Source organism: Dawidia cretensis (assembly GCF_018598175.1).
GTDB classification, from domain to species: domain Bacteria; phylum Bacteroidota; class Bacteroidia; order Cytophagales; family Cyclobacteriaceae; genus Ohtaekwangia; species Ohtaekwangia cretensis.
In genome coordinates, this window is record NZ_JAHESE010000007.1 from 144,790 (window position 1) to 158,867 (window position 14,078).

At 54.5% G+C, this 14,078-nt stretch carries 7 protein-coding genes; 4 read left to right on the forward strand and 3 right to left on the reverse strand.

What is annotated here, in order from left to right; all coding sequences use genetic code 11:
* The first annotated feature begins 84 nt into the window (after positions 1-84).
* The gene (gene smc / locus KK062_RS10155) at positions 85-3,621 is read left to right on the forward strand and encodes a chromosome segregation protein SMC (RefSeq protein ID WP_254084179.1); all 3,537 of its coding nucleotides are present in this window, start codon (positions 85-87) and stop codon (positions 3,619-3,621) included.
* Positions 3,622-3,694: 73 nt separating this feature from the next.
* Here smc and KK062_RS10160 read toward each other — a convergent pair whose 3' ends face one another.
* Both KK062_RS10160 and KK062_RS10165 read right to left on the reverse strand, forming a co-directional pair.
* Entirely contained in the window at positions 3,695-5,953 is a 2,259-nt protein-coding gene (locus KK062_RS10160; protein ID WP_254084180.1) for a WG repeat-containing protein, read from the reverse strand.
* 55 nt (positions 5,954-6,008) lie between these two features.
* The gene (locus KK062_RS10165) at positions 6,009-6,752 is read right to left on the reverse strand and encodes a TrmH family RNA methyltransferase (RefSeq protein WP_254084181.1); all 744 of its coding nucleotides are present in this window, start codon (positions 6,750-6,752) and stop codon (positions 6,009-6,011) included.
* 9 nt (positions 6,753-6,761) lie between these two features.
* Here KK062_RS10165 and tamL point away from each other — a divergent pair, with 9 nt between their 5' ends.
* Positions 6,762-9,332 carry a translocation and assembly module lipoprotein TamL gene (gene tamL, locus KK062_RS10170; RefSeq protein ID WP_254084182.1) on the forward strand — a complete coding sequence of 857 codons (2,571 nt, stop codon included), beginning with the start codon at positions 6,762-6,764 and terminating at the stop codon, positions 9,330-9,332.
* Between the two features lie 17 nt (positions 9,333-9,349).
* Here tamL and KK062_RS10175 read toward each other — a convergent pair whose 3' ends face one another.
* Positions 9,350-11,446: an alpha-ketoacid dehydrogenase subunit alpha/beta gene (locus KK062_RS10175; RefSeq protein WP_254084183.1), complete on the reverse strand. Its 2,097-nt coding sequence runs from the start codon at positions 11,444-11,446 to the stop codon at positions 9,350-9,352.
* Between the two features lie 151 nt (positions 11,447-11,597).
* Here KK062_RS10175 and hemF point away from each other — a divergent pair, with 151 nt between their 5' ends.
* Together hemF and KK062_RS10185 are read left to right on the forward strand one after the other, a co-directional pair.
* Positions 11,598-12,503, forward strand: coding sequence for an oxygen-dependent coproporphyrinogen oxidase (gene hemF, locus KK062_RS10180; protein WP_254084184.1), 906 nt, complete (start codon positions 11,598-11,600; stop codon positions 12,501-12,503).
* Between the two features lie 21 nt (positions 12,504-12,524).
* Complete coding sequence (locus KK062_RS10185; RefSeq protein ID WP_254084185.1) at positions 12,525-14,078, forward strand: sensor histidine kinase; 1,554 nt, start codon at positions 12,525-12,527, stop codon at positions 14,076-14,078.

The following is a 14,078-nucleotide window of genomic DNA, read 5'->3' on the forward strand; positions in this document are numbered from 1 at the left end:
CGTTACCACAAGGTTACATCACCCTCGGATCAGGATGGGAGGCGGATACAGCGGTTTTTAACAATCTATAACAATCGATAGAGCATGCAATTAGCGAAACTGGAGATCAAAGGCTTCAAGAGTTTTGCCGACAAGGTCGTTATCAATTTTGATGAAGGGATCACCGGCATCGTCGGACCGAATGGGTGTGGAAAATCGAACGTCGTTGACTCGATCCGGTGGGTGCTGGGAGAACAGAAAACCAGTGCGCTACGCTCGGAGAAGATGGAGAACGTAATCTTCAACGGCACCAGCGGCCGCGGCGCCCAGCAAATGGCGGAAGTGGCGCTGACCATTAACAATACCAAGAACATTCTGCCAACGGAATATTCGCAGATCACGATTACCCGGCGCCTCTACCGCACCGGTGAGAGCGAATACCTGCTGAACGGCGTGACGTGTCGTCTCAAAGACATCACCAACTTGTTCCTCGATACCGGGGTAGCCTCGAACAGCTACGCCATCATCCAGCTGGGCATGGTCGACGACCTGCTCAACGACAAGGATCACTCCCGTCGGATGCTGTTTGAAGAAGCGGCGGGAATCTCGAAGTTTAAGAAACGCAAGAAAGAGACGCTCAAGAAGCTCGAAGACACCGACGCCGACCTGGAGCGTGTGGCCGACTTGCAGTTCGAGATCGAGAAGAACATGAAGAGCCTGGAGAAGCAGGCCAAGCAGACAGAGACATACTACCGCGTCAAGGACGAGTATAAGGCCAAAAGCATTACCCTGGCCAAGGTGGTGGTCAACAGACAAAAGGACAAGTTCGACGCCATCAGCAAACAAGTGCAGGCGGAGAATGACCGCAAGATCGGCATGGCCGCCGATGTGGCAGAGAAGGAAGCCTCCATCGAAAAAGAAAAGGCCGACCTGGTCATCAAGGAAAAAACGCTGAGCTCACGTCAGAAGGCGATCAACGAGTTTGTGTCGAAGATCCGCCAGTACGAAAGCGAAAAGCAGATCAAGAACGAACGTCTCAAATATCTCAACGACCGGGCTAACGGTCTGCGCGACCAGATTGAGCAGGATAAGAAAAGCAACGAGCGTGCGCGCTTCAGCGTGCAGAGCCTCGAGGGCGAGCGTGGCTCAGCCGAAGGCATTCTCGAAGAGATCACCCAGAAGCTGGAACGCCTGAAGGGTGAGTACGAAGATCAGAAACGTGTCACCACCGAGCTGCAAACACAGACCGACTCCCTGCGCCGTGTACAACGCGAGAAGCAGGAAGAGAGCTTCCAGATCAACAAGTCGGTAGAGATCCGCGAGATCCAGGTATCGTCGTTCAAACAGGAGCTGGAGAAGACCGCTTCGGATACGTCGCTGCAAAACGCCAGCCTGGTGGAGTTCGAAAACAAGCTGAAGGTCTTACAAGAAGAGCTTGACAAAGGCAATGCGCAGCAGGACCGCCTGAAGAAGGAAGAAGAAGAGGTACAGAGCCGCATCACGGCGATGGAAAAAACCATCGAGATGATCCGTGAGGAGATGAACGTGACCGGCCGTAAGCTCGACGCCCGCCAGAACGAATATAACCTGACCAAGTCACTGGTCGAGAACCTGGAAGGTTTCCCCGAAGCCATCAAGTTCCTCAAGAAGAAAGTAGGCAAGAATGCTCCCCTCCTGTCGGATATCCTGACAACGTCAGAAGAGTATCGCGTGGCGATCGAGAACTACCTCGAGCAATACCTCAACTACTATATCGTCGAGCATGAGTCGGAGGCATACGAAGCCATCAACATTCTGAGCGACGCGGCGAAAGGCAAGGCGCACTTCTTTATACTCGACTCGTTCGACAAGTTCGAGTCCACGCCGGGCCGTATTTACGACAACGCCTTCCCGGCAACGGAGATCATCGAGTACGACCAGAAGTATCGCAAGCTGATGGCGTACATCCTCGACAAGGTATATATCTACGAGGGTGATATGAAGCAGCTGCCCGGCAGCGATGAGAATACGTTCATTACCAAGAACGGCAAGCTCACCAAGCGCAGGTTCAGCATCTCCGGTGGTTCCGTGGGCCTCTTCGAAGGTAAGAAGATCGGCCGTGCCAAGAACATGGAGAAGCTGGAGAAGGAGATCAAGGAGCTGACCACCAAGCTGGACGACATCCGTCACAGCCTGCTGGAAAAACAAGCCGATCTCGAGAAGCTGCGCAACAACAAGATCCGCCAGCAGATCGACGAGGTGCAAAACACCATCCGTCAGGTAAACGAAGAGTACGTTTCCTTCCGCACGAAGCGCGAGCAGTTCTCCGAAATGCTGAACAGTGCCGACCTGCGCCGCGAAGACATTCTCGAAAAGATCGACACCCTGCGCCAGGAACTGGAAGACCTGCGCCCCAAAGCGCAACAAATACAACGCGACTACGAAGCACAGGAAGAGCGCCTCGCGGATATCGCACAGGACCTGGCCAGCAACAACGAGCTGCTGACACAGAAGTCTGCCGCCTATAACGAGCAGAACATTTTCTTCCACCAGCAGGACAACCGCGTGAAGAGCATCGACCAGGAGATCCGCTTTAAGCAGGAGTCGATGGAGCAAAGTGCGGGACGGATCGACGTCAACGTGGAAGATCTGAAGAAGAACGAAGAAGAAGTAAAACGCATCATCGAAAATACCGAGAGCAACGACGACGAGCTCCTGGGCATGTACGAAGAAAAAGAAGCCATGGAGAAAGGCCTGGCGGAAGCGGAAAAAGAATATTACGAAGCGCGCGGCGCGATCGACAAGGTGGAGAAGTCACTGCGCGAGATTCAGCATCAGCGTCAGGCGATCGACAACACGTTGATCGAGCTGCAAGGCCAGCTGAACGAAAGCAAGATGCACCTCAACTCGGTGAAAGAGCGTCTGTCAGTCGAGTTCAATGTGGACCTGGATACGGTCGTAGGAGAAGCTACGCCGGAAGAGGCGGAGCAGCTGAGCGCCATGGACGAAGTCAAGATTCGCGAGGAAGTGCAGAAGATCCGCAACCGTCTCGACAACATGGGCCCCATCAACCCGATGGCGATGGAAGCCTATACGGAGATCAAACAACGCAACGACTTTATCATGGCACAGAAGGACGACCTTGTCAAGGCCAAGGAGTCGCTGCTGAGCACGATCGGCGAGATCGAAGGCGTGGCGAGCGCCACCTTCATGGAGTCGTTCAACAAGATCAAGGAGCACTTTGTACGTGTATTCCGGTCGTTGTTTACGGAAGACGACCAGTGCGACCTGCGCCTGGTAGACCCGAACAACCCGCTGGAGTCGGAGATCGATATTATCGCCAAGCCGAAAGGCAAGCGCCCGCTGACGATCAACCAGCTGTCGGGTGGTGAGAAGACGCTGACGGCTACGGCCCTGCTGTTCTCGATGTATCTGTTAAAGCCGGCGCCGTTCTGTATTTTCGATGAGGTGGACGCTCCGTTGGACGACGCCAACATCGACAAGTTCAACAATATCATCCGGACCTTTAGCAAGGACTCACAGTTTGTGATCGTTACACACAATAAGCGTACGATGACCTCTACGGACGTGATCTACGGTATTACGATGGTGGAGAAGGGTGTGTCGCGCGTCGTGCCGGTGGATTTGAGAGAGATGGTGTAACACTGTTTAACGCCATAACTAAAAAAGCCTGTTACGATTGTAACGGGCTTTTTTTTTCGCTTTTCATTCATACTCACTTGATCTTTGTGCCTTGGGGGGTATAGCGGTCTATGGTTTTACCTCGCTTAGCTTCAAGCAGAAAGAAGGAGTCATTGTGTTCGATTTCGTCGTAGACTATCGGCACGATGACTTTGTTGGAACGTGTCACGACACCACACCGGTGGTTTTTCCAGACTCTGAAAAGACCGCCTTCCAGGTCCGTTGGATACATGTATTGCATATCGAAGAGTACGTCGCCTCCATGAGTAATGTAGCCACTCCCGGCGTAATCGCTAAATTCGTTGTATAAAAAGTAGGCAAGGCCTGTTTCGGCAGAAAAGGGTTCAATCTTGTCAAAAGTAGGCGGTATTACCGTCTGGCCCTCGGTATTAACCATTCCGTACTTAATTCGAAGGAACGTTTCTCCTCCGCCCAAATCTTCCGGGATAGCAATAGAAGTAATGTATAGATTGCGATAGTTGGCCGGCGCCATAGTGCGTATGCGGGCGTCACCCGGCACGCTATTGCCGTCAGAGAGAACAAACCAGGCGGTGCCATCGTTGAGCACCACGTGTGTGAGACCGGCGTCAGGGCTGGCGATCCAGGAAAAAGAATCGTACTCCCGTCCCTGAACTTTAATTTTACGAACCTTGCCATTGCATTCGTAAAGCCGATACCGCCCGGAACGTTCCTCATACGACGTTAATACTTTAATCGCTCCGTTATGCAGTGTCTCAAATACCGCGGCGTAGAATCCCGGTAGTACCGGGGTGAACGTTTCATTCAAGACTGTTTCTCCTTCCGGTCCTTCGGCGATGTAATATGTAACGCCGTTAAAGTCTACTGCTTCGATTTTTGAATACGGTAAGTCGTGTTGCAGCTTCTCGCCGCTGCTTGCGCGGACAACGTCGGCCCCACCTTCGCCTGCCACCAGAAGCAATCCATCGCCGAACGGGGATATCTCTGTATATTTGAAGGCGGTCAGTTTGTTTCCGGCCGCATCGAACAAATCGATCGTCCCGCCACTGTACCCCGCCAGCACGCCCGGCCCCATTATACTAACAACACTGTACTCAGGGGGTATTACCCATTGCCCGTTACGATCGATGGCTCCATCCAGGGTTACCGGATCTATGCCTGAACCAGGGGCCGGCATGGCCCCTGATACAACCGAAACGGGGTTGGGTGACGCTTCATTTCCTTCATACATGTCGACTCCCGCGATGTTATAGAACGCCTGGGGTGTTACCAGCGTACCGTCAAAATGCACCAGATACTCCAGGCCGTCGGGAGCCACAACGGATGCCAACTGGCGAACTTCGTTAACCACGCGGACTTCATAGCCGGGCTCGCAGATCAGCTTGCGCCTGGTCTTAACGTTTACGAGCATGTCGTCGATCATCAGGTGGCCAGCCGAGACAAAGTGGGGGTGGACATCAAATAACTCATGCCCGTATTTGCTTTCCGGTAGCCACAGCGTATCGCTGACATCTCCGCTCAATAGGAACGATCGATAAGCATGGGTATATACGCGGTAGAAGAAATGACTTTTGTAGGTCTCTCCGTTTACGTTTACTGCCGTCGGCACAAGGGGTCCCTGGCCATCGCGGCCAATAACCGGTCGGTAGCGTGAGTCATCCAGTGTGGTAATATCGTAGAACGACGGCGCCACTAGCGTCCGACCGGCGGCATCGACTATGCCCACGCCTTCCTGGGTATATATAATGAACGTTCCCGCGGCGGTAGGCAGTACGCCGGCGTAGTCCGTTGCCAACACTTTTTTTCCATCAGCATCATAATAGTTGCAGCCTGTACCGACACAAGCTGCAAATCCCTTCGCGCTGTCGGGTGCAGCGTAGGTGAATGCCGGCGTTATATAGTCAAACATCGGTGCCAGTATGACTGTGCCGTCCGATTTCTTCAATCCATACCGGTTATTTTCTATGTAAAGCGTATTGCCGTTGGCGAGGACTATGCCTGGCACCGTAAACCTGTCCGCATACCGCGAGGGTTGCAGAAACCGTGGCTTGGCTTCGCGCAGGATCTTCTCCAGTACCGAGTCCGGTGTCACCGGGCCCTGTTCTACGGCCGGCATCTGCTCGTCGGAGACAGCACTGCTTTTGGGCTTGGGGCTGGTGAACTGGCAACCGCCTGCGTCCAGCCCGAGGAGCTGGTGAATAGTTTTGGCGGTTGTTTGCTGAGACAATTTGCGGCTGCACGACGCGGTGGTCATACCGATCAACAGAAACAATGACGCTGCGACGGCGTCGCGGCAAGAAAAAACCATGCGCATACAGCAATTTATCCACTACAAAGTAGTGAGTGACGCGGAATATTTCAAATTCCCATTATAGTGCGTGGCGGCCCCGCGCCAGGTTGTCGCAGATGATGGCGGTGGCGATGGCGGCGTTGAGGGACTCGGCCTGGCCGTAGCGGGGGATGGTGACTTTGTGGGTGACCGACGGCGCCAGCGCATCGCTGATGCCGCGCGACTCGTTGCCGATCAAGACGATGCCGTTCGGCCCGAAACTGGTCATGTGTACGTTGGAGCCGTTGAGGAAGGCGCCGAAGACGGGGCAGCCTGCTGCGGGCAGGTAGGTCTCCAAGTCGGTGTAGTAGACCTGCACGCGGGTGAAGGAGCCCATGGTGGCGCTGATTACTTTGGCGTTATAGAAGTCGGCGGTTTCGGAAGAGGCAATGATTTTGCGGATGCCGTACCAGTCGGCGGTGCGCAAGATGGTGCCCAGGTTACCGGGGTCGCGGATGTCGTCGAGGGCGAGGGCAAACTCGGTGGGGCCGACGGTCAGTGGGTTGTTGGGTTTGAGGCGGGCCACGGCCAGGGCGGCATCGTTGGATTGGAACTCGCCAAGCTCTTCCAGGGCTTTGGGGCTCACTTCCAACACTTCGGCTTTGCCGGCGGGTGGACACGTGGCCAGAAACTCGGCGGTGCCCAGTACAGCCAGGGTCTCGAAGTCGGAATGCAATAATTCCTGAACACTCTTGGCACCCTGGACCACAAAACATTGTTCCTGTTTGCGGTATTTCTTTAATTGCAATGATTTAATGAACTTGATTCTGGCTTTTGACAGCATGGTTGACGCGTGAGAACTTCGAAAGGTAAATATTTTCTTTTTATCACTCTCATCCCGCTGCTATCAGGCTGCCTGGGCATCAAGCATCTCAAGGACAACGAAAAGCTGTTGTACCAGCAGCGCATCGACGCCCCCCGCGAGATCGACCGGGACGAGCTGAGCAAATTCTATGCCCAGGAGTCCAACCGCAAGATGCTCGGCCTGCCCATTGCCCCCCTTGTGGGCATTTATTACCTAGGGTATCGGTCTTACGATCAGGAGAAGATGATCAAACGCAAGGAGAAGGCTGAGAAGAAGTTCGACGCCAAGATGGCCGCGGCCACCAAGCCCCGTAAGATCAACAACTTGCAGTTCCGCAAACAACAGAAGCTCGAGAAGTTCGACAAAAAGATCGACGAGGGTAACACCGTGATGCAATGGGGCGAGCCCGTGGCGGTGTTCGACAGCTCGCTGGTGAGCATTACCGAAGGGCGCTTCCGCGGATATTTATTCTCCAAAGGCTATTTTGTCAACAAGGTACATGCCCGCATTGACACCTCGCGCATTTTGCGTAAGCGTGTAAAAGTATTGTATATCGTTCAGCCTGGCGCGGCCTACCACCTCGACTCAATTTTTTACCAGATCACCGATACGGCCATTCTTCGCACCGTCATCGAGAACGAACGGGCCAGCTTCTTAAAAAAGGGCGATCGTTACGACGAAGACAATCTCACGCGTGAGCGCGAGCGCCTGGATATCCTGTTAAAAGATAATGGCTACTACGATTTCAGCCGTCAATATGTTGAGTTTAAGATGGACACCGCGTACGAAAGCCCCGACCGTCGTATCTCCATCATGGTGCAGATCCACGAGCCGGCGAAGCGCGAGGAGCACAAACGCTTTACCATTGACGAGGTAAATTTCACGACCGACGCCAGTACCAACCGCTTCCGCCGCGAGCGCCGGGAACGTTCATACCGCGATATTCACTTTCGGTACTACGAAGACAACTACAACCTCAAGATTCTCTCCCAACGCGTCTTTCTGAAACCGGGCGATCAATACAGCCGTGCGCTAACGCTCAATACGCAACGCCAGTTGGCCAACATCGACGCTTTTAAGTTTGTCAACATCAACTATGACACTACCGGCGGCCGGTTTGTCGCCAATATCTTTACCAGTCCGCTGTCACGGTATGAATGGAGTAATGAAGCCGGTGTGAACGTAACGCAAGGATACCCGGGTCCTTTCTATAACATCTCCTTCAAAAAGCGCAATGTCTTTAAGGGCATGGAGACATTTGACCTGAGTGGCCGGTTTGGTTTCGAAGGTGTGGCGTCTGCAACAAGTGATCAGAACTTTTACAAGAGCACAGAAGCAGGTGTGAACGCGTCGTTCACGTTCCCGCAGTTTATCTGGCCTTTCCGCGACCGTACGCGGTTCCGGCATGCCGCGTATAACCCGAAGACGAAGTTTACGGCGGGCTATGCGTACACGGATCGTCCCGAGTACCGGCGTACGGCGGTGTCGGTCGTGGGCAGCTATACCTGGCAGAACAACAAGGGTCGCTCCTACCAGCTGACACCGGTCAACCTCAGCGTGATCGACACGGCAAACCTGTCGGGTGACTTCAAAACGCTGCTCCTGGAGCAGGCCGAACAGGGTAACTTCAGTCTGATTAATTCCTTTCGACCGTCATTTGTGAACAGTATTATCTTCGGCGTAACGTGGAACTACAAAAACTACGGTAACGCTGAGCGCAGCTCGGGCTTTATTCGCGCGCAGGTGGAAAGCGGCGGTACGATCTGGAATTTTGTCGATCCGAAAATCGTGACGCAGTACGATCTGAACTATTTCAAATATTTTCGCTTTAGCCTCGACATGCGGCGCATCAACGTGCTGCACAAAAATACCACGGTAGCCTACCGGTTTAATTCGGGGTTGGCGTACTCGTATAGTGACGGCAGGAGTCTTCCCTATGAAAAGTTCTTCTTTGCCGGCGGTAGTAACAGTATCCGCGCCTGGCGCCCTCGTCGTCTTGGACCGGGTTCCTTCAAACCGCGTACCACAGAAGAAGTGGATATCAACGGCAATCCCAACGGCAACCCACGCAACGATGGACTATTTGACTATAGCATCGAACAGCCTGCCGAGATCTTGCTGGAGGCGAGCCTGGAAATCCGCCAGAAGCTGTTCGGCTTTGTGAGCGGTGCAGTCTTTGTCGACGTCGGTAATACCTGGACGTTTCAGCACCGCTTTAAAACGGTGTACACGCTGATACCCGAGAATGAAAGAGAAGAAAACGGACCGATGACAACATCGGAGTCAGGGGTCCCCAATGGCAACTCGCAGTTTAAGTTTGATCAGTTCTATAAAGAAATTGCTGTGGGAACGGGATTTGGTCTTCGCTTTGACTTCACGTTCCTGATTTTGCGATTGGATGTGGGGATGAAAGTGTGGGATCCGGCGCGAGAAGAAGGCGACAAGTTTGTATTGGATAAAGTTCGGTTCTTTAAGCCGTATGCGACACAGACAGCAGATGGTTGGACGAATTATCGCGAGCCGATTATTTATAATGTGGGCATTGGTTACCCGTTTTAAACCCGTGCTCTACTACCTCAATACTCCAACAACTCCTTCAGTGCCTGCTGCACTTTGGCAGCGCTCGGCAACATCATCTTTTCCAACTCCACATTCAACGCTACCGCGGGTAAGTCAGCGGCGCCGATGGTCCATACCGGTGCATCCAGGTACTCGAAGCATTCTTTGCTGATGCGGCCGGCGAGGGACTCGGCGAAGGAGTTTAGTAAGGGTTCTTCGGTGACGATACACGTGCGGCCGTGGCGTTGTACGGCGGTGGTGACGGCGTGCCAGTCGAGTGGGTTGAGCGTGCGCAGGTCTATAATTTCCACGCGGCCTTCGTAGACGCGGGCGGCTTCTTTGGTCCAGTAGACGCCCATGCCGTAGGTAATCACGACACAGGATTCGCCGACGGCGATTTTGTCTGCTGTGGCTTGCTGTACCGTGGCGGCTTTGCCCAGCGGAATGATATAGTCGCGGTCGGGCTCGGGGGTCTTGGCGTCGGTGGTGCCGGGGACTTTAGACCAATAAAGACCTTTGTGTTCTAATAATACCACCGGGTTGGGATCGTAGAAGGCAGCTTTGAGCAGGCCTTTCATGTCGGCGGCATTGCTGGGGTATACGATCTTGATGCCGCGGATGGTGAGGAGCGTTGACTCCACGCTGCCCGAGTGATAGGGTCCACCCCCGCCGTAGGCGCCAATGGGCACACGGATGAGTGCCTGAATCGGGAACTTGCCGTTGGAAAGGTAGCAGCTTTTGGAAAGCTCTTCCACCAACTGGTTCATGCCCGGCCAGATATAGTCGGCAAACTGGATTTCGACGATAGGCTTCGCTCCTACGGCGGACATACCGGCGGTCGAGCCTACGATATAAGCTTCCTGGATCGGCGTATTGAAGACGCGCGCATCGCCGTATTTGCCGGCAAGGGTGGCGGCTTCGCGGAAGACTCCGCCGAGGCGACCGCCAACGTCCTGGCCATAGAACAGTGCTTCGGGATGGTCTTTTAGTATTTCTTCGACCGCGTGCAGGGCAGCATCCACCATGACCACTTTGGTGGCGTCGGCCGGTATACGACGGCCGCGCTCTTCCGTGATAGGTGTGGGTGCAAACTCGTGGGTGTCGAACGTCGCGGGATCGGGATCGGCGGCCACCAGGGCTTTTTCGAAGTCGGCGGCTACACGGGCCGTTGCGCGTGTGCGCAGGGCGTCGAGTGTTGCTTCGGTTTCGCCGTGGGCTAAGAGGTACGCTTCGAGGTGCGCGAGCGGGTCGCGTTGCTGATGGATGGACAGGTCGTCGCCGCGGTACCACTCGCGGCGTACGCCGGAGGTATGGTGGCCCAACAGCGGGCAACGGGCGTGCACCAGTATGGGACCTTTGCGGCTGCGAACGTGGGCAAATGCTTTTTGCATGCCGGTATAGGACTCGACGAAGTCCGCCCCGTTGAGGGTCATGCGTTCGAGGCCCTTGAAGCCTGCGGCATATTCGTAGGCATCCATGGCGCGCATCTCGGCGCCGGTGGCCGAGATACCCCAGTCGTTGTCTTGTACGAGGTAGACTATCGGGAGATTTTTGAGCACGGCCATTTGGAAGGCTTCGGCTACTTCCCCTTCGGTGACGGAGCCATCGCCGAGCGAGCAGAGCACTACGGGTGGCGCCGGCCAGGAAGCCAGCCCTTGCGACTCGAGGTAGGCAATGCCGTGGGCCATGCCGGTGGCCGGTATAGCCTGCATGCCGGTGGCAGAGCTTTGGTGCGGTATGGTTGGGAAGCCTGGGCGTCGTAATGATGGGTGGCCATAGTACGTGCGGCCGCCGGAGAAGGGGTCGTCGCGTTTTGCCATGAGCTGCAGCATCAGCTCGTACGGCTCCAGGCCCATGCCCAGGAGCATAGACTCGTCGCGGTAATACAGGGATGCGTAGTCGTGGGGCGCCAGCTGCATGCCGGCGGCGAGTTGAATGGCCTCGTGGCCACGGGAAGTGCTGTGCACATACTTGCTGCACACCTCGCGGTGCTCATCGTACAGATCAGCCATCCGCCGGGCTGTGCACAGGTGGGTATAAGCGTCGAGAAGAATGGTACGGTCAACATCCGACCGGATCATCTTTCTGGCTCTTGCGGTCTCTTCAACAGCCATGATGGTAACAATTGGTCTCGGGATAAAGATACACGATTTCGACCGATTCAAACGATTTCGATTGCATTTCATCTAATTCCACCGGGTTTCCGGAAGGCAATGCCACCGCAAGAAGGATTTAGGATTAACTTTACATCCGATTTTGAACACGATGCCTACAAAAGACTCTATCCGCGACTGGTTCTCGACCCTCCAGCAGGATATCTGTACACAGTTGGAAGCAGCCGATGGCACCGGCACCTTTATCTCCGACGCCTGGGAACGTCCCGGTGGCGGCGGTGGCGTAAGCCGGGTGATCACAGACGGCAAGATCCTCGAAAAGGGTGGCGTCAACTTCTCTGCCGTGTGGGGCCCTGCGCCCGAGCATGTGCTGCGTTCCCTCAAAGTTCCGGCCAGCGAGTCGCTGGAGTTCTTTGCTACGGGGGTATCGATCGTGCTGCATCCGCACAGTCCCATGGTGCCCATCATTCATATGAACACCCGTTATTTTGAAATGAGCAACGGCGCATGGTGGTTCGGTGGTGGCATCGACCTGACGCCGCACTACGTGGACGAAGCCGATGCGCGATACTTCCATCATCAACTGAAGGCCGTCTGCGATGAGCATCATCCCTCCTATTACCCGGAGTTCAAGAAGTGGGCAGACGACTACTTCTACATCAAACACCGGCAGGAGACGCGCGGCATTGGCGGTATTTTCTTTGACTACCTCAAAGACAACGAAGGTTTTACAAAAGCGTCACGTTTTGAGTTCATCCGTGCGGTGGGATCAGCGTTCGCGCCGTTGTATATTTATTATATGCAGAACAATCACAGCAAGCCGTATACGGAGCGGCAAAAGGAATGGCAATACATGCGCCGGGGCCGTTACGTGGAGTTTAACCTCGTATGGGACCGCGGCACGAAGTTCGGGCTCGATACCGACGGGCGCACCGAATCCATTCTGATGAGCCTTCCCCCCCAGGCTCGGTGGGAATACAACCACCACCCCGCGCCGGACTCGCCCGAGCAGCACACGCTCGACCTGTTGAAAAAAGACATTGACTGGATAGCCTAAGCACAGGCCGGCACAACCTATATGAGATCATCGGTTCGGAATAACTTCATCCAAACGGGCGTCACCGAGGACATGCCTACCCTGCATGCCCGGGCGATCATCCTGACGAATATCATCGCCCTGATCTCGGCGATCCTTACGTCTGTCTACCTGGTATACATTCTGCCACATGGGTGGGGCTTTTCATCCCAGGTGCTTTCGGTAACGCTACTCGTCCTCTGCAGCGTCCCCATTCTGAACCGCGCCAGGCAGGTGCACCTCGCGCGCGTGCTGCTGGCCCTCGCCATTCCGCTGGCGTCGCTTACGATCCTCTTCCTGAACCGCGTACAACATCCCGACCTGTATGACTACTACCGCTCGCCGGGCATCTACTCGGTATTGATGGCAACCTCCATCATTCCCGCATTGATCTTTACCCGTTCGGAAAAGCTGGTAATGTTTGCGTGTATGATGGTGCATGCGGTGGTCTTCGCGACGGTCGATATCTTCCTGCGTTATTTCAGCAACCTGCACGCACTGCCTACCGCGAAGCAATATATTGGGGATAATCTTTCGTTGCTTACTTCCTATATCTTACTGACCAGTTGTGTGCTGTCGCTCAAGAGTGTACTCGATCGCTTTGAAGCGCGCAACGAATTATTGATCGCCCGCCTCAACCTGAAGAATCTCGAGCTGGAGTCCACCAACCGCGAGCTGCACGAGCTCAACAAAAACATCGAGACCCAGAACGAAGAAATTCAGGCACAAAGCGAAGAGCTGATTCAAAGCCAGGAAAGTCTGATCCTTGCCAGCAACGAGATCGAGCGTCAGAAGACCGCTCTGCAAGAGCAGAATCGTTTTCTCGAGAAGTCGCTTGACGAAAAGAGCCTTGACTTGCTGCACACCAACCAACAGCTGGTGCAACAGAACAACGAGCTGCAACAGTTTTCCTATACGGTATCGCACAACCTGCGGGGCCCGGTCGCGAGCATGATGGGCCTGATGAATATCCACCGCCTGGCGGATACGTACGAGGAGAAAACGAACATCATGCAGCTGATCGAGCAGTCGGCGCTGTCGCTGGAGACGATCATTCGCGACCTGAACAAGATCATCGATATACGGCATGATAAGTTCTCGGCGTTGGAGAACGTACGTTTCAAGGATGAGCTGGATCTGATCAAGCAGTCACTGAAGTCGTTCCTGCGGGAGAACGACGTGCAAGTGGATGCGCGGTTTGCGTGTGAGCACATCGTGTCGATCAAGGCATACGTCAACAGTATTTTATATAACCTGGTGAGTAACGCGATTCAATATCGTTCGCCGGATCGCAAGCCGTTCATACGGATCTCGTCGCACGAGACCGCTGAGTATGCGGTGCTGGAGGTTGCGGATAACGGGCTGGGTATTGATCTGACGCGTTTTGGGGGTGATCTGTTTAAGTTGTATAAGCGATTTCATACGCATACAGAAGGCAAAGGACTGGGGCTGTACCTGGTGCGGCAGCAGGTGGAAAAGCTCAATGGCAGGATTGAGGTGGAGAGTGTGCCGGATGCGGGCGCGACATTCCGGGTTTTCTTTCCGGTGAGGAAGTAG